The 21,946-nt window shown below is 64.5% G+C and carries 18 protein-coding genes and 1 pseudogene; 11 read left to right on the top strand and 8 right to left on the bottom strand.

From position 1 onward, the window contains the following. The first annotated feature begins 45 nt into the window (after positions 1–45). Positions 46–2,982, top strand: coding sequence for a TIR domain-containing protein (locus tag Rhe02_RS26175; protein WP_308442018.1), 2,937 nt, complete (start codon positions 46–48; stop codon positions 2,980–2,982). Between the two features lie 139 nt (positions 2,983–3,121). Continuing rightward, the gene (locus Rhe02_RS26170) at positions 3,122–3,544 is read left to right on the top strand and encodes a hypothetical protein (protein ID WP_203911007.1); all 423 of its coding nucleotides are present in this window, start codon (positions 3,122–3,124) and stop codon (positions 3,542–3,544) included. A 60-nt stretch (positions 3,545–3,604) separates the two neighbouring features. Here the strand turns inward: Rhe02_RS26170 and Rhe02_RS26165 are convergent, their stop codons facing one another. Beyond that, a complete protein-coding gene (locus tag Rhe02_RS26165; RefSeq protein WP_203911006.1) occupies positions 3,605–4,192 on the bottom strand; it encodes a hypothetical protein in 588 nt (195 codons plus the stop codon). A gap of 124 nt (positions 4,193–4,316) precedes the next feature. Here Rhe02_RS26165 and Rhe02_RS26160 point away from each other — a divergent pair, with 124 nt between their 5' ends. Further along, positions 4,317–7,142 carry an AfsR/SARP family transcriptional regulator gene (locus Rhe02_RS26160; protein WP_203911005.1) on the top strand — a complete coding sequence of 942 codons (2,826 nt, stop codon included), beginning with the start codon at positions 4,317–4,319 and terminating at the stop codon, positions 7,140–7,142. Between the two features lie 29 nt (positions 7,143–7,171). On the opposite strand, the gene Rhe02_RS26155 is transcribed toward Rhe02_RS26160, so the two are convergent. Then, on the bottom strand, positions 7,172–7,645 hold the full coding sequence (locus Rhe02_RS26155; protein ID WP_203911004.1) for a hypothetical protein: 474 nt from the start codon (positions 7,643–7,645) through the stop codon (positions 7,172–7,174). A 185-nt stretch (positions 7,646–7,830) separates the two neighbouring features. Between Rhe02_RS26155 and Rhe02_RS26150 the strand changes: the two genes are divergently transcribed. Further along, a complete protein-coding gene (locus Rhe02_RS26150) occupies positions 7,831–8,745 on the top strand; it encodes an LLM class flavin-dependent oxidoreductase (protein ID WP_203911003.1) in 915 nt (304 codons plus the stop codon). Positions 8,746–8,897: 152 nt separating this feature from the next. Here the strand turns inward: Rhe02_RS26150 and Rhe02_RS51170 are convergent, their stop codons facing one another. Then, positions 8,898–9,557 (bottom strand): serine/threonine kinase C-terminal domain-containing protein, encoded by a 660-nt coding sequence (locus Rhe02_RS51170; RefSeq protein ID WP_505973679.1) that lies wholly within the window; start codon positions 9,555–9,557, stop codon positions 8,898–8,900. Positions 9,558–10,097: 540 nt separating this feature from the next. On the opposite strand from Rhe02_RS51170, the gene Rhe02_RS26140 reads away from it, so the two are divergent. Beyond that, positions 10,098–10,538 carry a hypothetical protein gene (locus tag Rhe02_RS26140; RefSeq protein ID WP_203911001.1) on the top strand — a complete coding sequence of 147 codons (441 nt, stop codon included), beginning with the start codon at positions 10,098–10,100 and terminating at the stop codon, positions 10,536–10,538. A gap of 712 nt (positions 10,539–11,250) precedes the next feature. On the opposite strand, the gene Rhe02_RS26135 is transcribed toward Rhe02_RS26140, so the two are convergent. Both Rhe02_RS26135 and Rhe02_RS26130 read right to left on the bottom strand, forming a co-directional pair. Next, a complete protein-coding gene (locus Rhe02_RS26135) occupies positions 11,251–11,604 on the bottom strand; it encodes a VOC family protein (RefSeq protein ID WP_203911000.1) in 354 nt (117 codons plus the stop codon). Positions 11,605–11,705: 101 nt separating this feature from the next. After that, positions 11,706–12,146, bottom strand: coding sequence for a hypothetical protein (locus Rhe02_RS26130; protein WP_203910999.1), 441 nt, complete (start codon positions 12,144–12,146; stop codon positions 11,706–11,708). A 515-nt stretch (positions 12,147–12,661) separates the two neighbouring features. Between Rhe02_RS26130 and Rhe02_RS26125 the strand changes: the two genes are divergently transcribed. The 3 genes and pseudogenes from Rhe02_RS26125 to Rhe02_RS50995 all read left to right on the top strand — a co-directional run bounded on the left by Rhe02_RS26125 (position 12,662) and on the right by Rhe02_RS50995 (position 15,200). Continuing rightward, complete coding sequence (locus Rhe02_RS26125) at positions 12,662–13,495, top strand: aminotransferase class I/II-fold pyridoxal phosphate-dependent enzyme (protein ID WP_308442017.1); 834 nt, start codon at positions 12,662–12,664, stop codon at positions 13,493–13,495. Positions 13,496–13,632: 137 nt separating this feature from the next. Next, positions 13,633–14,640: a hypothetical protein gene (locus tag Rhe02_RS26120; RefSeq protein ID WP_203910997.1), complete on the top strand. Its 1,008-nt coding sequence runs from the start codon at positions 13,633–13,635 to the stop codon at positions 14,638–14,640. A gap of 21 nt (positions 14,641–14,661) precedes the next feature. After that, positions 14,662–15,200 (top strand): annotated as a pseudogene (locus Rhe02_RS50995) (2'-5' RNA ligase family protein). Positions 15,201–15,208: 8 nt separating this feature from the next. On the opposite strand, the gene Rhe02_RS26110 reads toward Rhe02_RS50995, so the two are convergent. Continuing rightward, entirely contained in the window at positions 15,209–15,406 is a 198-nt protein-coding gene (locus Rhe02_RS26110) for a hypothetical protein (RefSeq protein ID WP_203910996.1), read from the bottom strand. A gap of 570 nt (positions 15,407–15,976) precedes the next feature. Here Rhe02_RS26110 and Rhe02_RS26105 point away from each other — a divergent pair. Next, positions 15,977–16,774 carry an arginase family protein gene (locus Rhe02_RS26105; RefSeq protein ID WP_203910995.1) on the top strand — a complete coding sequence of 266 codons (798 nt, stop codon included), beginning with the start codon at positions 15,977–15,979 and terminating at the stop codon, positions 16,772–16,774. Between the two features lie 405 nt (positions 16,775–17,179). Next, a complete protein-coding gene (locus tag Rhe02_RS26100; RefSeq protein WP_203910994.1) occupies positions 17,180–17,926 on the top strand; it encodes a hypothetical protein in 747 nt (248 codons plus the stop codon). A 79-nt stretch (positions 17,927–18,005) separates the two neighbouring features. Here the strand turns inward: Rhe02_RS26100 and Rhe02_RS26095 are convergent, their stop codons facing one another. After that, entirely contained in the window at positions 18,006–18,902 is an 897-nt protein-coding gene (locus Rhe02_RS26095; protein WP_239124058.1) for a poly(ethylene terephthalate) hydrolase family protein, read from the bottom strand. A gap of 76 nt (positions 18,903–18,978) precedes the next feature. On the opposite strand from Rhe02_RS26095, the gene Rhe02_RS26090 reads away from it, so the two are divergent. Continuing rightward, on the top strand, positions 18,979–20,025 hold the full coding sequence (locus Rhe02_RS26090) for a hypothetical protein (protein ID WP_203910993.1): 1,047 nt from the start codon (positions 18,979–18,981) through the stop codon (positions 20,023–20,025). Between the two features lie 14 nt (positions 20,026–20,039). On the opposite strand, the gene Rhe02_RS26085 is transcribed toward Rhe02_RS26090, so the two are convergent. Beyond that, the gene (locus Rhe02_RS26085) at positions 20,040–21,932 is read right to left on the bottom strand and encodes a DEAD/DEAH box helicase (protein ID WP_239124057.1); all 1,893 of its coding nucleotides are present in this window, start codon (positions 21,930–21,932) and stop codon (positions 20,040–20,042) included. Between the last annotated feature and the right edge of the window lie 14 nt (positions 21,933–21,946).

Here is a 21,946-nt window from a genome sequence, read left to right as displayed (position 1 = left end):
ACGCAGTATTATCGTGGTCGATGTCACAGGCATCGGGACAGTCCGTTGTGGCCAGGAGCGGAGGGTAACTTGGCGACATCGGGAAACACCTCGGACAGCTCAGATCCCGCCCCCGGGCGCGGACGGCGGTATGCGGCGTTCTTGTCGTATAGCCGGGCGGTGGATGGGAAGCTCGCCCCTGCGGTGCAGGAGGCTTTACAGCAGATGGCCAAGCCGTGGTACCGGCCGCGTGCGTTGAGGGTGTTCCGCGATGACGCGAGCCTCGCCGCGAATCCAGGGTTGTGGCATTCGATCGAGGCCGCGCTGGACGACAGCGAGTTCTTCATTCTGCTGGCCTCACCACAGGCAGCGGCCTCACCGTGGGTGTCGCGTGAGGTTGAGTATTGGCTGGCGCATCGAAGCAGCGAGCGGTTGTTGATCGCATTGACCGACGGCGCCATCGAGTGGGACGACAGGGCTGGGGATTTCAGCCGCGAGAAGACCACCTGCCTGCCTTCGGTGCTATATGGCGCTTTCGCCACGGAGCCGCGGTGGATTGATCTGCGTGAGGCGAGGCGGGTTGAGCAGTTGTCGTCGCGGATGCCGTATTTCCGTGACAGGATGGCCGATCTGGCGGCGCCCCTTCATCATTTACCGAAAGACGACCTGTTCGCGGCTGACATTCAGCAGCATCGACGCACGCAACGACTGATCCGCGCTACGGTCGCGATTCTGGCCGGGTTGACTGTCCTGTTGGGCGTCGCCAGTGTCGAAGCAGTCAACAACACCAAAGCTGCCATCAAGCAGCAACGGGTCGCCGAGGAACAGCGCAGAATCGCCACCGTGCGCCAGCTTGCGGCACTCGGTGACGCGGCCGATGCCCTTGGCAACCCTCGGCGCGCCGCGATGCTTGGCCTGGCCGCGGTGGCAATCAGCAACAACAGCGAAACAAAGGCGAATCTGATCCGAGTGGTCGAGGGCACCACCATCAACAGCACCTTGATCGATCGCATCGGTTCGGTGGCCTCTATGGCGATCACCTCGGACGGGCGCACCCTGGCCACCGGCAGCTTCGACGAGGAAGTAGTGCTGTGGGATCTATCCGACCGCGATCACCCTGTCCGCCTCGGCTCACCGCTGACCGGCGCGGTGGAGGCGGTGGCTTTCTCGCCGGACGGGCGCACCCTGGCCACCGGCGGCCTGAAAGGAGAGGTGGTGCTGTGGGACATGTCCGACCGCGACCGCCCGGCCCGTCTCGGCTCACGGCTGGCCACCCCTGCAAGCTGGACGGGGTTGGTCCAGGCGGTGGCGTTCGCGCCAGATGGGCGCACGCTGGCCATCGGCGGCATCAACGGTACTTTGGTGTGGGATGTGTCCGACCGCGCGCGGCCTGTCCGCGTCAGTGCACCGGAGAGCGGCGCGGTGGATTCGCTGGCGTTCTCTCCCGATGGGCACACCCTCGCCACCGGCCGTGGGCTCTTCACGGTCGTGTTGTGGGAGATGACTGACCCCAGCCGCCCGGTTCGCCTCGGCGAAACGCCGGAGGGCTACCAAGGCCGCGCCGGCCATGCCGGTGCGGTGGTGTCGGTGGCGTTCACACCGGACGGACGCACGCTAGCCACCGGGAGCCGGGACAAAACAGTGATGCTGTGGGATGTGTCCGACCGCAGCCGCCCTGTTCGCCTCGGCGAACCATTGACTGGCCATACCGATCGGGTGGAGTCGGTGGCGTTTGCACCGGGAGGGCGGCTCCTGGCCACGGTCAGTCAGGACAAGACGGTGATCCTGTGGGACACCTCCGACCGCAGCCACGCTGTTCGCCTCGGCGAACCGTTGATCGGTCATACCGATTGGGTGGAGTCGGTGGCGTTCACGCCCGACGGACGCACCTTGGTCACCGGGGGCCGAGACAAGACAGTGATCCTGTGGGACCTGTCCGACCGCAGCCGCCCTGTTCGCCTCGGCGAACCGTTGACCGGCGCGATGCGGGCAGCGGCGTTCGCACCCGACGGACGCACCCTCGTCACCGGAAGCGAGGACTTCACGGTGAAGGTGTGGGACGTGTCCGACCGCAATCGGCCTTTTCTCGTGGGCGAACCGCTGACCGGCCACCCGGATTGGGTGGACTCGGTGGCTTTCGCACCGGACGGACGCACGATGGCCACCGGCGGTGTGGACAAGACGGTGATCGTGTGGAACATGTCCGACCGTAGGTGGCCTCTTCGTCTCGGCGAACCTACTAGCGGCAGCTCGCTGTCGTTCGCGCCGGACGGACGCACCCTGGCCATCAACCGTCTGGATAGGACAGTGATGTTGTGGGACCTGTCCGAACACGGCTGGCCCGTGCGCCTCGGCAAACCACTGACCGGCCACAGCGCCCCGGTGGAGGCAATGGCGTTCGCGCCGGACGGACGCACGCTGGCCGTCGGCGGTACAAACAATATTGTCCTGTGGGATGTATCCAACCGTGACCGCCCTGTTCGCCTCGGCGATCCGTCGATCGACGGGTTGGAGTTGGTGCGTTCATTGGCGTTCTCGCCGGACGGACGCACCCTGGCCGTCGGCCACGTGAACGATGTCATCTTGTGGGACGTTTCCAACCGTGACCGGCCCGCCCGCCTCGGCGAACCATTGACCGGCCACACCGACTGGATTGAGTCGGTGGCTTTCGCACTGGACGAACATCTCCTGGCCACCAGCAGCCGGGACAAGACCGTGATCCTGTGGGATGTGTCCGACCACAACCAGCCCGTTCGCCTCGGCGAACCACTGACCGGCCACCCTGATTGGGTGGAGTCAGTGGCTTTCGCACCGGACGGGCGCACGCTGGCCGCTAGCAGCAAAACCAAGACAGTGATCCTGTGGGACCTCGATCCGATACGCAACCTGCGCAGCAACCTCATCAAACGGGCCTGCGCCATAGCCGGCCGAGGCCTCACCCTCTCGGAGTGGATAGCAACGATACCCGACGAACCATTCCAAGAAACCTGCTCCACCCGCTGAACCGACGCGAACGGAGTCAGTGAACCCCGAGTCGTTCAACCAGCGCGCCTGCGGCGCGATCAATCAGCCGTCAATCGCTATGAAATCGATCGTAGCTACGGTTGCCGCACTGATCGGTTGAACCTACACGGGAGGACACGTGGTAAGACGAGTCATTCGCGGGCTGGTGGTGTTGGCCCTCATGGTAAGCGGAATCACCGTCGCCGAGGCCCCAGCGATGGCTGCGACCGGAACCCAATGCAACACCGCGAACCCCAACGTCCATGTCTGCGTCTACGGAAAGAATGGATCCAACAACTGCACCGCGTGGCTCAGCCTCAAAGTCTCGCCGACCGAGTCGATCCACCACTACGGACTCATCATGGAGATTAACTATAAGGCGACCCAGGTGGCCTCTGGTGTATTCACCAAAGCGACGAACTATCCCTACCCAGCCGCCGCAAGGATTTGCCATAGCTCGTCTCTCACGGGCTACCACGTAAGGTCGTGTGCCTACATCTACACCGCGATCGGCATTCTGCATTACAACATCTGCAGTCCATACGTGGATTTCGTCAACTGACGCATGGTCTGGAGGCGGCCGATCCGAACGGGGGATCGGCCGCCTCATCCAGTGTTGGCGCTATATCCAGGCGGTGGTCCACGTCAGCGGGTTCGTGCCGCCCTTCTTGTTCAGCTTCACCTGCGTCTGTAGCCTCACCGAGGTCAGATAGCCACCCGGCGGTGCGATGAACTGCATGTACCCCAGCGAGAGGCCGCAGCTCGACGCGTTCGTGCAATTGGTCTTTTGGGTGTATGTCACGGCCGTGCCCGTTGAAGCGCAGGTGCCGCCGGCCGAGCCGATGTTGCAGTTCAGGCCAAAACCGTCCACCCGGATCAGGGTCACCACGTTGATTTTGTATGCGGTCACTGTGTAGCCGCCAGGCCCGCAGTCAATCATGTCCTCCACCAGTGACCAGCCGGCGACCACATTGATCGTTGTCACGTTGACGTTGTCCCAGAAGATTCCGGCGCGGGCATAGGCCTGCGCCCCGTAGGGGCTGGTGCTCCATCGGGTCGAGCAGCCCGAGGGCTTTGACGTCGATCCGCCGCCCTGCGCCAACGCCGACCCGGCCGTGATCATCGTGAACGCGGACACGGCGACCACAGGAACCAGGATCCTCCCGAGCCAACGCCGGGCACCGGCCCGATGGCGGGATTTGCCGAACATGCTCATCACCTATCCTCCAAAACAGACGCGGCCCGAGGTTCGGACCAACCTGCTGCGGACCGTACGGGTTGGCCGTCAGCTGCCTGTCAATTCGCTGTCAAACGCGCTGCTTACATCGGCTACGATGAATCACTTTCAAGGCCGGGGAGGAGTGGTGCGGTACGGCGTGTTGGGGCCCATCGAGGTCCGGACCGCGGACGGGCGTCTCCTTGAGATCAACCAACCTCGACGACGGGCGCTGCTGGGCGCCTTGGCGTTACACGCCAACCGGCCGATATCCGTGACCGAGCTCGTCGGCGCCCTGTGGGAACATGAGGCTCCCGATCGGGCGCGGGCGACGCTGCGTACCCATATCTGGGGATTGCGACGATTGCTGGAGGGCAGCGCGGGCATCAGCACCTCGCGCAACGCGTATCGGCTTGAGATCGTCGGCGATGACGAGCTGGATCTGTTGAGCTTCCACCGTTTGGCGCGCGACGCCCGGCGAGCGCTCGCCCATGGGCAGCTGCACCAGGCGGCCGAACTGTTCGGCCGGGCGGTGGCCCTGTGGCGGGGCGAAGCGTGTGAGGATGCGCCGCTGATGGGTCGGTTCGCGGGGGAGGCGGCCGCGCTCACCGAGGAACGGCTGGCCCTGCAGGAGGACTTCAACGAGCTCCGGCTGACACTCGGGCACTACGACGGCATGGTGACCGAGCTTAATGAGAGCGTGCGCCTGCATCCGCTCCGCGAGCGGATGTGGGGCCAGCTCATGCTTGCGCTGCACCGGCAGGGGCGGCAGGCCGAGGCCCTGGCCACGTACGAGCGGTTGCGCCTTCTGCTGGCCGACCAGCTCGGGGTGGGGCCCGGCCCGGAGGTATGGCGACGCCACGGCGAGATCCTCACCGCGGACCGTCGGCCGCCCGCATCCGTTGTGCCCCAGGCATCTGATCCGCCCCAGGCATCCGGCGGCAGGAGCGGGCCTGCTCAGCTCCCTCGGGGCGTCGGGCAGTTCGCCGGGCGCCGAACCGAGCTGGCCCGGCTGGAGGAGCTGTGCGGCCGGGGCGGCCTCGCGCTCGTCGACGGCATCCCGGGCGCTGGCAAGACCGCCCTCGCGGTGCGCTTCGCCCACCATGTGGCCGACCGGTTTCCCGACGGCCAGTTATATATCGACCTACGCGGATTCGGGCCCGAACCCCCGACCTCAGCGGGCGATGCGCTGGCCGAATTCCTGCGTGCGCTCGGAGTAAGCCCGGACGATGTGCCGGCCGGTCCCGATCAGCGGGCGGCCCTGTTCCGGACGCTCACCGCTGGGCGTCGGCTCTTGGTGGTGCTGGACAACGCGCGCTCGGCCCAGCAGGTGCGCCCGCTTCTGACCAGTGCGAGCGACAGCCTGGTCCTGGTCACCAGCCGCAACCGGTTGCGCGGACTCGTGGCCCGGGACGGGGCGGCCCGGGTCACCGTCGATGTCGTCGGCGAGGCGGCGGCGGTCGACATCCTCGCCGCCGTGATCGGCCGGGCCCGGGTGGACGAGGACTGCGCCGCTTTGCGCGAGCTGGTCCGGTTGTGCGGAGGCCTGCCGCTCGCGCTGCGGGTGGCCGCCGAACGAGTCGCGTCGCAACCATCCATTGGGGTAAGCGAATTCGTGAATGCGCTGGCCGCTGAGCACGGCCGGCTCGACGCGCTCGCCATCGATGGCGACGAGACCGCGACCGTCCGGAGCGTGTTCTCCTGGTCGCTAAGGGCGCTCGCGGAGTCGGCGGCACGGTTGTTCGCCTTGCTCGGACTCCATCCCGGGGCGGAGTTCAGCACGTTTGCGGCCGCCGCGCTGGCCGGGACGCAGGTAACCGCCGTGCGTCCGCTGCTCGACGCGCTGGCCGGCGGGCACCTGGTCGAGCCGACCGGGCCCGACCGGTACCGGCTGCACGACCTGGTCCGCCTCTACGCAATCGAGTCCGTGCGTGAACTGCCAGCGCCTGACCAGGCCGCCGCCCGCCGCCGGGTCCTCGGCTGGTACCTGCACAGCGCGGACGCAGCCGACCGGATGCTGATCCGACGCCGCCCGCGGATCTCGCTTGAACCACCCGAGGAACCAAACTGGACGGCCGCGTTCGCCGACATCGACGGCGCGCTGGCCTGGTGCGAGACCGAACGGGCCAACCTGGTCGCCGCGGTGACCAGCGCTGTCGCCGCCGGCGAGCACACGATCGCCTGGCAGCTGCCGGTCGCGCTGTGGGGTTTCTTCATGCTGCGCAAGTACCGGGACGACTGGGCGTTCACCACCGAGACCGGTCTGGCCGCGGCCCGGCGGGCGGGCGACCGCTCCGGCGAAGCGTGGGCGCTGACGTGCCTCGGCGTCGCCTATGCCGACGGCTCCCGGTTCGCGGAGTCGCAGCCGCGGCTGCTCTCGGCGCTGGCCATCCGGCGAGCCATCGGCGACCGCGTCGGCGAAGGGACCGCGCTGGTTGCGTTGGCCTGCATGCATTTGGACCGCGGCGACGTCGACGACGCCGAGGCCAACTACCTCGAGGCGCTGGACATCTACCGCGAGACCGGGGACCGCTGGAGCGAGGGCATCGCCCTCACCGGGCTCGGCGTCATCTGCATGCGCCGCAAGGATGCCGACGGCGCCGTCGAGCGCCTCGAGCAGTCGGCAGCCCTCAGCCGCGCGATCGGGGATCCATGGGGCGAGGCCATGGCCCGGCACGCGCTCGGCGCGGCTTACCGCGACGCCGGGCGTCACGACGATGCCATCGCCTGCCTGACCGCCACGGTCGAGACCCAGCGGACGATCGGCGACGAGTGGGGTCAGGGCGCCACCATGTTCGAGCTCGGGCGCTGCCTGCAGGGCGTCGGTCGCCAGGCCGAGGCCGCCCAAGCCTGGCAGGACGCACTGCCCATCCTCACCAAGGTCGATGCCGCTTACGCCGACATCGTCCGATCCCACCTCGCCGAGCTGACCGGGCCGGCGTAACTGCCGGCCCGGGTGGCGCGCACACACTCCTAGAGCTTTGTGGGGTATCGGTAGCCGGTCACGTTGGAGAACAGCGTCGCCCGGTAGGCCGGGTTGGAACTCCAATCGTGCTTGTGCGTCGCAGGATCGAACGTCGGCGCGCCTGCCACGACCCAGTCCGGTGTCTTGAACATCTGGTCCTTGAAACCTGGCACAAAGGTGTGGCCAGAGCTGTACTTCGGCTGTTCGCCTGGTCCGCCAAAGGTCACGTGGACGTGCGCCTGCACGATGTAACGCCAGCCGCCCAGCGTGATCTCGTAGCAGTAGTTGAACGTCGCGTCGAAATCGCTGTCGCCGTCGTACTTCTTGTTGCTGGTGTAGTAAAGGATCAGACCGTGTTTCGGCCGCGGCATCGTGTTCCAAACCGCGATCACGTCGCCGAACTTGTGGGGCGGGGTAGGCCAATCCGCCTTGCCCTCAGTCACCTTCTCTTTCGTCGCCGGGTAGGCGGTGGAATCGGTCATCGCTTCCTCCTCGTTGAGTGGGGCTTGTGGGAAGACAGAGACCGTTCTGAAAGGCCGGAATACACAACGTCGCCTTCCCGACCCTGCGCCGGTTCGGATAGGTCCACTGACGCAAGGTGTCAGGAGGCGCGCCATAGCATGCCCGACATGAGCGGAAAACGGATCGGCTTCCCGGTTGGCGCGAGGTGCCGCCGGTGAAACTCGGAATGATGGTCTTAACAGCCAATGAGCGCGACACCAACCGCACGCGCAGCTACGACTCGATCCGCGCGATAGCGCAGCAGGCGGAAGCGGACGGCTTTGACAGCATCTGGCTGGCCGACCACCTCCTCTACCGCCATCCGGCTGAGCCGACCCGGGGAGTCTGGGAATGCTGGACCCTCCTGGCGGCGTTGGCCGAAGCAACTCGGCGGGTGGAGATCGGCACTCTGGTGCTGTGCAACTCCTTCCGCCATCCGGCGATCCTGGCGAAGATGGCAACGGCCGCCGACGAGGTGAGCCACGGACGTCTGATTCTGGGTATCGGCGCGGGATGGAACGAGCCGGAGTATGACGCCTTCGGGCTGCCCTTCGACCGCCGTGTAGACAGGCTCACCGAAGCCCTGCAGATCCTCAGACCGCTTTTGCGTGAGCGGCACGTCGATTTCCGAGGAAAGTATTACCAGGCGCACGACTGCGACAACACCCCGCCCGGCCCACGGCCGCAAGGACCGCCGCTGCTTGTTGGAGGTGAAGGCCCGCGAATGCTCAGGCTGACAGCGCAATATGCCGACTTCTGGAACACCGGCTACATGGGTCAACCGGAAACCGTGGTCGAACCAATAGCCAGAATCCGAACCGCCTGCCGCGACGTCGGCCGCGACCCGGCGACCCTTGGCATCACCGCACTTGTCGGTGTCTGGTTTCCAGACCTTCAGGCAGAGAAGCCAAGCTTTTTAACCAATCCTTTGATGGGTACGGAGTCCGAGATCGCGACAGCAATACGCGGCTATGCCCAACTCGGTGTACAACACCTCATGTTTCAATACGCGCCGTACACCCCTGCGGCCTACCAAAGGCTGGCCGACGCCCTGACCCACTACCGCAGCATGCAGCCGTGACCCCTCGGTGCAGTCTTCCAAAAGTCACTCGGCCCCGAACACAGCAGCTGATGCTGCTCATCAAGCAGCCGCTAGCAGATCCCTCGCCGGCACGTCTCGCCTGATGTTTGCTGGGATCACCCATCTCATGTCACCAGGCGACTGCCTGTCGGTTAGCTGCAGGGCGGATCATACGACGCGAATGTCTGGAATGGCGGCAATGGATGGTCTCCTGGCACAAACGACATAAGGATCAGCTCGAGTTCGGGCAGATGCGCATTCCACTGGCTTTCGGGCGCGGACCACCAGATGCCATACGCTCGGGTAGTTGATGTGATTACTCCCCGAATCCTGACTCGGTCACGCCGGCCGTTGTTGATGTGAGTGAATTCCCAGTCTGCCGCACTCTTGAAGTATCGGACCGGCGCAATTCCTATTTCTTGGTAGCCGATGTAGCAGCCGGAGATTTTGCGGGCCGCCGCTTTCTCTTTCCAATCTTCGAGCGGATCTGCTTTCTGCTGGTCGGTCACGTCGATTCGAAGGAACACACCGCTGGCGGACTGCCAAATTACCCGTGTAGTGCTAATGGGCGTTGCGTCGTAGTCGGGTGGGACGGCGACGCTGTAGCCGGCCGACGGGTCTATCCGTGTATGCCAAGTCGACAGGACCGATGGAGGGGCCGTCGGTGCGCTTTCGTCCGTCGGGCCGGCCGCAATTCTCGGGTGAAGATATGTGTATACCGCTAATGCGAAGGCGGCGACTGCGGCGATCCCGCCTACTGCGCCCCAGAACTTCTTTGAGTGCCAACGATCTTCAGACGGTTGTGGGGACACCCAACGCTCCAAGTTTGCTAAAGCTGCGACTACAGCCGATCACGATGCTAGGTATTGCTGAGTAGTGCGAACAACCGGCTGCACGGCGAGTGATCGACGAGATGTGGTGAGATATTCATGTCGATCAGCGAAATGTGCCTCGTCTGGAAGTTACTTGACCGTCATGAGAGTGTGCCTAGGCGGGCCGATCGTTGATGTTGGCGCATTGGTTGTGCAGGCTGGGTCGGACCGTTTGATTACGTGCCTCCTCACCACCACCTGCAGCAATTTAGTGCGTGACCAGATCAAACATGCGTCAGCTAAACGACTGAAATTTGCGAAGTTAGTAGACCAGGCGCTCTTCGATCATGTTTAATAGAAAGCAACATCAATATAAGGAGCATTGTGTCGCAACGCCGACATGCGCGGAATCGGCTAAGGATCGTTGTGTCACAAGAACCCGCCAACCGATCCCCCGGGAGGTTGATTAAACAGACTCATTCATCCGGACGAGTTGATCCATAGGTTGACAGTGAGTTAACAAGGCTTACCCTGCGATTCATGCCTGAGTCATCTAAGTCTGGCAAGACCGCCTCACCCCCGCCCCCGCGCCAGCCGGCCAAGAGGGCAAAAGTGGATTCCTCCACCAAGAGCAACGGCGATCTCGAAGTTGCGCGGCTGAAATATCAGCAATACTCACGGGTGATCGATGGCACAAAGGTGACGGTATGGATCCTCGCAAGTTGGGTACCACTGCAGGTGGTGGCCGATATCGCAAAGTCAATTGCGGGGAAGACAACCCAGTTCACGGCTAGTATGACCATATCCATCGCTGTCTCTATTTTGGTTTCGATTGGCTGGGGAGTGACTGCCTTACGCAGCCACAGCCGAAAGAAAGAAGTAAGCCGCCTACGGGCTCGCAACGACGATCTTGAGCGGCGAGCGCAACCAGGCACTCGCAGTGGGGAGACCGGCATGACAGAGGAACAGGTGCAGCCATGACAGCCAGTTCGCTCTTACTGACGATCATGGCCATTACACTCGGGCTCTTGCCGATTGGGCTCATTCTGCAAACGTCGAACTGGCTTCATAGCCGGTTCAGGAACAGGCTATGGAATCTTAGAGATTCGTTAGTGGATGATCTATTGTCCGGCCGCATCGCGAACAGTGTGCAAGCACGGAGACTGCTAGAGATCATTGAGACCAATGTCAGACATTCCCGCAGGCATTCTATGATCGACGTACTGGTCGTTGTTCGTCTTCTGCGAGACTTTGACCTACCGTCCATTACTGATGAGGTTCTCGGAGACTCGGCTCCAGTCTCCGACCGAACCGTCCTGTTGAACTATTTCAACGAGTTCAAGAGAATGCATATTGATCATCTGCTTGCGAGTTCACCAACGGGGTGGATTGTGAAGGCAACAGCCCGGCTGGCGAGACTACGAACCGATTCCCAGCGGCCAGAGCTTCGCAAGCAAGTAGTGCGCGTCGAGCTCCGTATGATGCCTAAGTTTGCGCCAACACATCGATCGTCCGGGCGCATAGACGGTGTCTTGGACGACAAAGCGATTTCTGTGTAACTACATACGAATTTCGAAGCTATGCGAAGGCCCCGTGCGTCGTCGGCTTCCACTTGGGCTCCTATGTCGGTGAATGTTCGCGCGAAATGGGTAGCAGTAGTGTGTGCGCTGGCTTGACTGCGGGTCGCTAGGGGTCAGAAGTACTGAACCAAACAGAATTCGTGGTCTTCCGGGTCGGCCATCACTACCACCACGCCCTCCTCGTAGTCGTGCCGTTGGCCGGTGAACCGGCCGCCGAGCGCGAGTACCGTGGCGATGCCGTCTTCGATGTCGTCGACGGCGATGTCGAGGTGCAGCCGCACCTTGCCTTGCTTGGGTTCGCTGACCGCCTGGAAGACCAGACGCGGCTGCGGGTCGTCACGATGGCCCAAGTAGACCCAGCCCGGCTCGGACGGCCCCGGCGGCCGGTCCAGCAGCGCGCTCCAGAATCCGGCTACGCGTGCTACGTCTACGCAGTCGAAGGTCACAGCGCTCCAGCGGTTAGCCATTTCGTCACCCATCCTGTGTGATCGTGCTCGACTTGAGTATGCCTACTCGCCTCAAATAGGTACTTCAGCGGTGCGGCTCGTCGTCTGGGTATTCCAGGATGTCAGGCAACGCCATTTCCTGAGCTCATGAGGTATCTCTTGTGGACACTGCCCGTTTGACGATGCGTGACGCCGTGATGGACGACTTCGGCTGGATCTATGAGCTGCGGCATCGGGTGTATGCGCGCGAGCTTGGCCAGCACGCCGAGAACGAGGCCCGAGAATTGCGGGATGGGCTCGATGGCGAGAACGTCTATCTTGTAGCGACGCGCGGCGATGCCCGGATCGGTTTTCGTGAGTATCACACCGCCTTGGCTAGGACGGTACTCATTGGACAAATATTTCTCCCGAGATGAGTTGCCGCTGTTGGCTGAAGAGGACATGTTCGAAGTCCGCCTGCTGACCGTTGAACCGCGATGGCGCGCTACCGCGGCCGCGCCGCTGTTGATGTATGCCGCGTTGCGGTGGATCGCCGCCCGGGGTGGCCGGCGGGTGCTGGCCATGGGCCGCACCGACCTGCTCGGCATGTACCTGGCCGCCGGGCTGCGCTCGGAAGGGCGTCGTGTCCATTCTGGAGCGTTGACATTCGAGGTGCTGAGCGGGTTCGTCGACGAGCTGACTCGCGCCACCGTGCACCGCTACGGTGCCGCGCTTGACCGGTTGTGTGCTGCGCTGGACTGGCGCTTGGATGCCGCGTTCGCGCCGCGCCCCGACGGGTGTGAGCATGGCGGTGCCTCGTTCACCGCCATCGGTGCCGACTTTCGTGCCCTGCACAGACGCAAAACCATTGTCGCCGCTGACGTGCTGGACGCATGGTTCAGCCCGGCGCCGGGGGTGACGGCCGCGCTGGCCGAGGATCCCGGCTGGGTGGTCCGGACCTCTCCACCGTCCGACGCGCAGGGACTTGTGGCCGAGCTCGCCGCGGTTCGAGCGCTGCCAGTGGAAACGCTCACCGTCGGCGCTGGCTCATCGGATCTGATCTTCCGGGCGTTCGGGCGGTGGCTCACCCCGGACAGCCGTGTGCTGCTGCTCGATCCGAGTTACGGCGAGTTACGCCCACATCACCGAACGGGTGATCGGATGCAGGGTGGACAGGTTCCGGCTGCGGGCCGAGGACGGCTGGCGCGTCGATTCCGAGCGGCTCGCCGCCGTGACCGCGACCGGCGCCTACGACCTGGTGGTCGTGGTGAACCCCAACAACCCGACCGGACGGCATCTGCCCGCCGCCCAGCTCAGTTCGATGATCGCGGATACGCCGGAGCCGACGCGGTGGTGGATCGACGAGGCGTACCTGGGTTATGTCGGCCTGGACCAGTCGCTGAGTAACCTTGCTGCGACCGACCCTCGCGTGGTGGTCTGCACTTCGATGTCGAAGATGTATGCGCTTTCCGGGGTACGGGCCGCATTCCTCGTGGCCGAGCCGGAGACCGCAGCACAGCTGCGCCGGTGGACGCCGCCATGGCCGGTGAGCCTTCCGGCTCAGCTGGCGGCGGTGGCAGCATTGCGCGACCCCGCTTACTACGCCGACCGTTGGGCCCGCACCGCCGTGTTACGGCACCGGCTGGCCGCCGATCTGTCCAAGGTGGACCCCACTGCCACGGTCGACGAAGCGGTCGCCAATTTCCTCACGGTGACCCTGCCGCCCGATGGCCCAAGCGCCGCCCAGGTAGTGCAGGAATGCCGCCACCACAACGTCTACCTTCGCGACCTGTCCCCGATGTCTGCGGCCTTCCAGGGACGCACGATCCGGATCGCGGTCAGGGACACCGCCGAAAACACCCGCATCGTGGCCGCCTACCACGCCGCCCTAGCCGCTGCTGGATTCGAGCGTGACAGCGAGGATCGTCGGTGATAAATAGGTTCGACCGATGTTGACTCACGGGAGGACTTCACCGAATGGCCACGCAAGATCTATATGGTACCGGGCCGGCCTCTCACCGGCCCGCACCCGGTCACCGACGGCTGACTTGGATCGGAGCTGGAATCGCCGTGGTGGCCCTGCTGGCCGTTGGCGGCGTCACCATGTGTGGCAACCGCCCAGACCCCGTGGCGCAGCCCGCTGCCACGGCCACCGACGCGGTCCCGCCCGCAGAGGCCGCCGCCGAGCCAGCGGTCTCTACTCCGGCATCGATCCCAGCATCGCCCTCGCCCGGCAAGAGCGGCACGGCCACGCCGCCAGGCGCAGGCGGCCCGCCCACCTACACCGTCGCCGGCTTCCCGGCCGCGCACAACACCGGCCATCCGCATGGCCTGCCAGGCGACACGCGCAAAGCGGTGACACTCACGCCGTACTCAGGCCCGATGACGATCACGGCCAGCGGGACCGTCATCGACGGCAAGGACATCAACGGCCACCTTGAGATCAGGGCAAAGAACGTGACGATCCGCAACAGCCGCATCCGCGTCGCCAACGTGCAGGCCGTCACCTCCACCGCCGACGACGCCAACCTGCGCATCGAGGACACTGAGATCGACGGCCAGGCGCTGGACGCGTCGACCGGCGGCATCGCCCTCATTGGACGGACCGGCTTCACCCTGCTGCGGGTCAACGCCCATGGCTCCGGTGACATCCTGCGCATCGACGGGGTCGGCACGGTCCAGGACTCCTGGCTGCACGACCCCAGGGGCACAGGCTCGGCCCAGCACAACGACGTCATCCAGTCGACGAACGCGACCTACGTCCGCATTCTGCACAACAGGCTTGAAAATCAGCACACCCAGACCTCGTGCATCTTGCTCAAGGCGGACATCGGCCCGATCAGCGACGTGGTGGTCGACAGCAACCTGATGAACGGCGGCGGCTACTCGTTCTACTGGTACGACGCCAAGTACAAGATCTCGAACGGCAAGGTGACGAACAACAAGTTCATGCGCGCGGCAGGCGGCGGCTACTGGCCCAAGGGCGGCTACCACGGAACCCAGGCTTTCTCGGCAACGGCATTGCCCCAGTGGAGCAACAACACCTGGAACGACAACGGCCAGCAGATCAGTATGTAGCTGCCATGGCACACTGTGGCCATGGAGACTGCCCTCATAGTCCCGGTCGCTGCCGCCGAGCCGGCAGTCGGCGCGTTCCGCGAGCAACTCGACTCGTCCGCCCCGTTTGGCGTACCAGCACACATCACCGTGCTCTTCCCGTTCCTCGATTCAGCGCAGATCGACCAGGCCGCGCTCGCGGCACTAATAGCCAGTCACGACAGCTTCTCGTTCACCCTCGCGCGCACAAGCTGGTTCGGGCAAACGGTGCTTTACCTTGCGTCCGAGCCCGAAGCCCGTTCCGCGCGCTGACCCAGGCGGTATGGCAGCGCTACCCGCAATGCCCGCCATACGGCGGCGCGCACGACGACGTGGTGCCCCACCTGACCATCGGGCACGACCATCCCGTGGAAGCCCTGCGCACGGCCGAACAGGCCATCACCGCAGCACTTCCCATCAACGCCACGGCCACCTCGGTCCGGCTGATCGGCCGGCTCGACAGCACCTCAGCCTGGCAGCCGCTGCAAGACTTCCCCTTGGGCGCCAGCCAAATCAACAGCCACGGCCGCTCCGTGTCCTAACCGCCGACTCAGGCCAGCCTTCGAAGCCGCCGCACCTCAGCGATGAGGCGCGGTACGGCGCTGCGGGCCACGGCGATGAGCGCCGCGTTCTGCTCCCAGCGGTCGTCGTCCAGCTCTCGCATGTACCAAGGTCCGGGTGTCGCGGCCTCGTGGAGCTCCTCGAGTTCGTCGAGCTCTGTATCGGACAAAGGCTCTTCGAGCGTCATGATCTAACTCCAACCCCGCCTTCGGGTCGCTTGGCCAACCAGGCGCTGACTGTCCTAAGCAGACGCGGTGTGCGAGCCTCGGGGGTTATCGAGAATCTCGGGTTCGGCGCTTCGAGTAGCGTCTTAGACGCCCGGGGCGGCCTGCCAAGTCTTCGTCTGCGAAGGGCAGCGCCGCCTGGTGCCGGGGGCGCGAAATGAACAGAAGGTCGCGCATGAAGTGGCCGAGCGATATTCGTCGCCTCATCCCCTCAGGCATGCTGTAGAGGGCGGATATGGTTGCCGCCATGGCGCCGAACAGGATGGCGCCGTCGAGCACGACTAGGTAAACGGCCCACCCCTGTTTGAGTAAGCCGGTCTGCACCCCGAGGAACGCTAGGATCAAACCCAACCAGACAAGCCTGAAGCCCCGTACAAACCTATGGTATTCCTGCACCGCGTGACGCTAACACGGCACCGCAACGCAGGCCTGCCCGATTTCCGCCAGCGTATGGACGAGCACGATGAGTCGGAGCACCCCGTTGCCCATCGTGACCGAAAAGGCGTTGCTGGCCTTAGAAGGAGAGGCACCTCGTGGCTGACGACAGAAACGGCAACTGGGATGTCATTGCCGTGCCCTGGCACCTCGATGAGCACATCCCGGAATTCCCGATTCCGGCCAATGCGACCGAGACGATTTGCCCGTCGCTGCCGGAGGGCGCCGTGCCCGCCCGGATGGCGCTATTGCACCAAGAAGTCGCCGACGCGGTGGCGCGGGCCGCCAGGCCGCTGGTGCTGTCCGGCGACTGCCCGTCGGCCTGGGGCGTGGTGGCGGGGCTACAGCGCCGCGATCGCGACGTGGCGGTGGTGTGGCTGGACGCGCACGGCGACTTCAACACTCCCACCATTACGACCAGCGGCTACCTCGGCGGTATGGCGCTGGCGACGCTGACCGGCCGCACGCCTGAGCTGTCCAGCGATGGGCTCGGGCTACGGCCGGTCGCCGACACAAATATCGTGCTCGCCGACGCTAGGGACCTCGACCCAGCCGAACGCGACGCGTTGACCGCCAGCCAGGTCCGCCGCACGCCCGCCGACCCTGCCGCCCTCACCCGCGCCCTCGATTACGTCGGCCACCTGCCCGTCTACCTGCACCTTGATATTGATGTCATCGACAGCGCGGAACTGCCCGGCTTGCGCTTCCCCAGCGGCCCCGGACCCTCCCTCACCCAGATCGAGGAATGCCTGGCCGCCGTCTGCGCCACCGCCGACGTGAGAGCCGCATACATTGCCTGCGCTTGGCTTCCCGATCGTGTCAGCGACCAAACCACACGCGAGGCAATCAGCAGGCTAACCCGAGCACTCGGCGCCGACGTGGCCTGGCATCAATGAAGTCTTTCGTGCGCCGCCTCCGCGAGATCATCGGCGTGCCGTTCAGAGTTTCCACAGCTCAGAGGGCGCGATTTGGCAGATCGTGACCTGTGCGCCGCAAACCATCGAGCCGAGCCCTCTCGAGGTCGCCTTTCGCGCGGAATGTCCAGAAGGGACAGTGCCGATCTCGGGAGGGGAGAGCAACAACAGCCCCGGCGCCGCGAGGGACGCGATTACCAAAGCCGCCTGTGTCACACCTGTGGCCAGGCCATCGAAGTAGGTCCGATCGGTGCGGCCCGAGGCAAGTTGGGAGGCTGCGTCCGGCCTTGTCTGGCGTTTTCCAGCGAAAACCGGAATGCGGGTATGCATGGCAAGACTCGGCATATTCTGCGCATCCATCGTCTCGCGAGACCAAGGAGAACGCTCATGACTCGTCGTACCCTGCATGCGTTCGCCGCTTCGGCGACCGCGACAGCCGTGCTGTTCGCCGCTGTCGCGCCTGCCCATGCGGCGACTGCACTGGCCAGCGGGGTGCCGGTGACTTCGAACACCTCATCAGCGGCCTATACGATTACCACCGCGCAACCCTACTGGTCGGTCGTCGGGGTCAAGCCCCCGAGCACGGCCGACTATGACCTGGTGGTGGATCCCGGTGCACGCAGTGCGGCCGGAGGTTCCACTGTGGACTTTGTCGCCGTTGACACCAACGTGTGCGCAGGTTTGCAGCGCACGGCAACGGTGAACCGGTGGTCCGGCTCGGGCAGCTACACCGTGGAGTTCGCCGACCAGCACGAGATCCTGACTGCCGACTCGCTACCGTTCCCGAATACCAACCCTCGCATTGCCACGCTCTTCGGGCCGGGCGTCGGGCCGGCCACCCATTTCATTGGCATCGTTGACATCTGGCTGCGGGCCGGCGCCGTGGTCGAGCTGTATGCCGCTCAGGTCGGTGGCAACCCAGGCAACGTGTATGTGATGGCCCCCAACCAGTCCGCGTGTGTACGCACACCCGGCCAAGCGCTTGTACACGGCACCGTCAACCAGGGGTCAGGACACGCGCTCACGTTACGCTTCACGCCGACGATCACCGGATGGTACGGCGTCGTGCAGACCAGCTTCGGCCCCAACCCGCAGACCGGCTATTCCTCGCTTCGGATCGGGCAGGCCCCCTGACCTGGGCGGGACGGAAGCACAGGTGGCGGCCGCCGGTGAGGGCGACCGCCGTTGTGCGAGACGGGGAGAGCGGGGAACGTCAACAGACGGTGGTGCGGAAGTCGGAGATCGCGGTGCCGGTGAAGTTACAGGTGAACGGGGTGAACCGCTGGTCGCCGTTGAGGTAGCGCTTGAACCAGGACACCAGGGCCTTGGATGTGGTGGCATTGGCCGACGAAGGGAAGGAGTGCGTAGCGTTGTTGATCTCCACGAAAGACTTCGGGCCACGCACGCTGTTGTAGAACGGGATCGAGTGGCTGGCGTTCGACGCGACGGTGTCTGACTCGCCACCGACGATCATGACAGGCTCGGTGATCTCGGTCCACGTCTTGTCGGAGTTCCACGGCGCCAACGGCACTGCGGCCCTGACGTTGCCGGTGGTGTCCTGTGAGAGTGCGGAAAGCGAACCGCCGCCGCCCATCGAGTGTCCCGACACACCACGGCGGGTGCCGTCAGCCCGGCTGCTCACCGCGGACGGTGACGAGTTCACCGCCCAGTTCAGCGCTGCCAGCAGCTGGGTGCCACGGCTGGTCGGCTGGTCGAAGGTGCTGTTGGTTTCGATACCGACCACCACGAAACCCCACGAGGCAAGACGCGGGCCGATCCAGCTGATGCTCGACCAACGTGCAGTGAAGCCGGGTGAGATAGCCACCACCGGATACCGCCCAGCGGTCGTCGGGTAGTAGGCGATGCCGCCGCCGAACCCGGTGACCGAAGTGGGGACGCTGGTCTGACTGACAGCGAAACTGCCGTTGCCGGTGATATTGGCCGCCGTCGGGGCCTGCCCGATCTCATCGGCACTGGCCGGCGAGGCGACTGCCAGCCCGCCCGCCAAGAGACCCACCGTCATCGTACCGGTGGCGATGAACCTGATCGATAGGTGACGCAACAGCGCCACGGTTCCGCGCATGGGCCTGGTGCTCTCGTGTTGCGACATGGGTCCTCCCTGGGTTTGGCGGCGATGCCAAGTGGGCGCTTGCATCGAGGCCGTAGATCCCCAACTAAATCCATCTATGACCTTCACTGCGACGTTAGGGTGGCCATTGGTACAGGTCAATAGCCTTGCGTTGTTTGAATTTGAAGGTTTACGACGTATCTCGTGGCAGCTTCTCGCCACCCGACGTGTCGCCCGAGTACTCTCGGTGAACTTGGCGAGTCATGCACCGAGAATGAGGATGTCGGCTTTGAACGATCTTCGTATCAACCTGATGAAGCTCGACTACGCGGACCGTCAGTTTGTCGTCGTTCGGCCCGATGATGTCGTCCTGAGCGCCCGGCGCGAGGCCCGACAGCCGCTGGCTCCCGCGGACCAGAGCTCAACCAACAACGGGGAGACCGAAAGGGCTGTTCTCGCCCTGGCGGTGCCGATCGGGGAAGCCATCCGCGCCATGGCATCGCGTTGGTCGCAGCGGCGCACCGGGCGGCGTAACGTCGCCGTGCTGCCGATCACCCGCAGCGAGGCTCGCCAACTGCAATTCCCCATGGGCCATCCGCACGACAATGTCGTCTACGTCGGCAACCCCGCTGTGCCGCCCGTCTACTTCACGCTTGCCGATTTCCATCGACAGACCTTCGCCCACAAGTTCAGCGAGGCGCTCACACTCATCTCGGCGCTGGGTGCTCAATCGATGACCGTGGCCGCCCGGCAGGGCTGGAGCCGCACATTCGCGACCAGCCTCAACCTTCCACTTCGCGCAGTCAATGGCGAAGGCCAAATCGAGAACCAGTCAAACGGCAGCCGAGACTTCCTCTACACCGCGGAGCTGAAAGGCTCAGGCGACCCGCGACTCCCTCAAGATCTGCGCTGGTACCACCACGAGCCGGAATGGCAGTCGTTCGCGCGCCAGCGCATCGAGCACGACCTACGCGAGTTCACACTCCAGGTTCGGTACGAGGAAGACTTCACGGTAACCGCCGACGTCGCCTCAAAAATCTCCGCGGTGGGACTACACGCCGGCGGCACGTTCCAGCGTCACCAGTCGACGGTCTGGTCCATCATCGCCACTTTCCCGCCGAACCAGTCGCGGGCCATCCGCTCCATCAAGCATCCCTTCGGATAGCCCACTGCCAACGATCAGCGGCCGGATCGTTTCGGGGGTGCGTCGCGTTCGCGGCGTACGGTGGCTCGTTTGCCTTTGATGCTGCTGCGGCGCATCGCTTCGATCACTTCGTCGGCGGCGTCTTGTGGGACCTCGACTATGGAGAAGCGGTCAGCGATCTCGATCGATCCGATGTCGCGTCCGCTGAGGGATGACTCACCAGCGATCGCGCCGACGAGGTCCTGCGGCCGGACGCCGGCGATGCGGCCGACGCCGAAGAATAGTCTCGTCATGCCGCCGGCTGGTGTTCGCCCACTGCGTCTGGCTCGTGTCTCGGCTCGCCCTGCCCGTTGGGGGCGCTCAGGTTTCGTGACGACGTCAGGGATTTCCTCGCCGTCGTCGTCTGACCCGGTCGTGGATTCGTGGGCGAGTTTGACTGCCGCGAGCGCCACTTCCATCAGGTCGAACTCGTCGGTGAGCGTCTCCACAATGACCCGGAAGCGATCCAGATCGTCCTGCAGGAGGCTCTCGTGCAAGGCGGCGCGGGTGAGTTCCAGACGCCGCGCGCGCATGTCAGCAACAGTGGGCACCTTCTCGATGGTGATCCGCTGGCCGGTCTCCCGTTGAATCGCTTTGAGCATGCGATGCTCACGTGGTTCGGCCAGGGTGATCGCGGCCCCCTCCCGGCCAGCACGCCCCACCCGTCCGATTCGGTGCACATAGGAATCCGGTGCCGACGGCACATCGTAGTTCACCACGTGGGTGAGGTGCTCGACATCGAGCCCACGCGCGGCCACGTCGGTGGCTATGAGCAAGTCGGCCGCACCGGTGCGCAGCCGTCCCATGACCCTGTCACGTTGGTCCTGACTCAATCCACCGTGCAGGGCCTCGGCTCTATACCCGCGGCCGTTCAGCGTTTCGGTCAACAGATCAACTTGATCACGGGTACGGCAAAAGACGATCGCCGCTGTGGGTGCCTCTACATCGAGCACCCTGCCCAGCGCGGCGGGCTTGTGTGCGCGGGCAACCACATAGGCGCTTTGCCTTACCAACGGTGTTTCACTCGGCGTCGCTGTCGCCCGTCCCATCTCGATGCGCACGGGATTGGTCATGTGGCGCCGGGCGATACCGTCGACACGACTTGGCATCGTGGCCGAGAACAGGACGGTCTGGCGCTGTTTCGGTGTCTCCTGGAGAATCTCCTCGATATCCTCGGCGAAACCCATGTCGAGCATCTCGTCCGCCTCGTCCAGGATTACCGTTTGCAGTCCACCCAGATGTAGCGTGCCGCGTCCAATGTGGTCGAGCGCACGCCCGGGCGTGGCCACCACAACGTCGACCCCGCGCTGCAGCACCTGCAGCTGCCGGCCGATGGGCTGACCGCCATAGATGGGCAATACTCGCGTTCCCAAGTCGCGCCCATAGCGGTGAAACGCCTGCGAAACCTGGATCGCCAGCTCTCGGGTCGGCACCAGCGCCAAAGCCACCGGGTTCTGGCCGGTCCGGCCGGCGTCCATCCGGCTTAGCACCGGCAACGCGAAAGCCGCCGTCTTTCCCGTGCCGGTTGCGGCCTGCCCCAGCACGTCACGTCCCAGCAGCAGCTGGGGAATGGCCTCACGCTGAATTGGAGTCGGTTCCTCATAACCCAGACTCACCAACGCCTGTACCAACTCTGGCCTCAACCCGAGGTCATCAAAGGCGCCTACGGTCACGATGCTAACTCCCAACCCCAACCAGAGATCTTCGATTGGTGAGGACAAGCCTAGGCAACCGCCTGATGAGGACCGATAGCGGCATGCCATACCTGTGCCATTGCGGTCGGCGGGCGCGGAGACGGCCAAGGCTGCAAAACCGCTCACAATAGCGAACTTTCCATCCGGCTGGCCACAGCGGGGGAGTTCGTGGTGCGCGGACACATCCACGAACACCCCGCTCATGATCA

Origin of the sequence: Rhizocola hellebori (assembly GCF_016862955.1) — a bacterium.
Classification (GTDB): Bacteria; Actinomycetota; Actinomycetes; order Mycobacteriales; family Micromonosporaceae; genus Rhizocola; species Rhizocola hellebori.
This window is presented reverse-complemented; position numbering and strand designations above follow the sequence as displayed.

Excerpts from the sequence above, each read along its gene's own strand:
- Rhe02_RS26155 (WP_203911004.1), bottom strand. The coding sequence starts at position 7,645 with ATGACCGATTCCACCGCCTACCCGGCGACGAAAGAGAAGGTGACTGAG.
- Rhe02_RS26140 (WP_203911001.1), top strand. The coding sequence starts at position 10,098 with ATGCCTGAGTCATCTAAGTCTGGCAAGACCGCCTCACCCCCGCCCCCG.
- Rhe02_RS26095 (WP_239124058.1), bottom strand. The coding sequence starts at position 18,902 with ATGTCGCAACACGAGAGCACCAGGCCCATGCGCGGAACCGTGGCGCTG.
- Rhe02_RS26100 (WP_203910994.1), top strand. The coding sequence starts at position 17,180 with ATGACTCGTCGTACCCTGCATGCGTTCGCCGCTTCGGCGACCGCGACA.
- Rhe02_RS26130 (WP_203910999.1), bottom strand. The coding sequence starts at position 12,146 with ATGGCCAGCACCCGCCGGCCACCCCGGGCGGCGATCCACCGCAACGCG.
- Rhe02_RS26110 (WP_203910996.1), bottom strand. The coding sequence starts at position 15,406 with ATGACGCTCGAAGAGCCTTTGTCCGATACAGAGCTCGACGAACTCGAG.
- Rhe02_RS26090 (WP_203910993.1), top strand. The coding sequence starts at position 18,979 with ATGACCTTCACTGCGACGTTAGGGTGGCCATTGGTACAGGTCAATAGC.
- Rhe02_RS26165 (WP_203911006.1), bottom strand. The coding sequence starts at position 4,192 with ATGTTCGGCAAATCCCGCCATCGGGCCGGTGCCCGGCGTTGGCTCGGG.
- Rhe02_RS26160 (WP_203911005.1), top strand. The coding sequence starts at position 4,317 with ATGAATCACTTTCAAGGCCGGGGAGGAGTGGTGCGGTACGGCGTGTTG.
- Rhe02_RS26135 (WP_203911000.1), bottom strand. The coding sequence starts at position 11,604 with ATGGCTAACCGCTGGAGCGCTGTGACCTTCGACTGCGTAGACGTAGCA.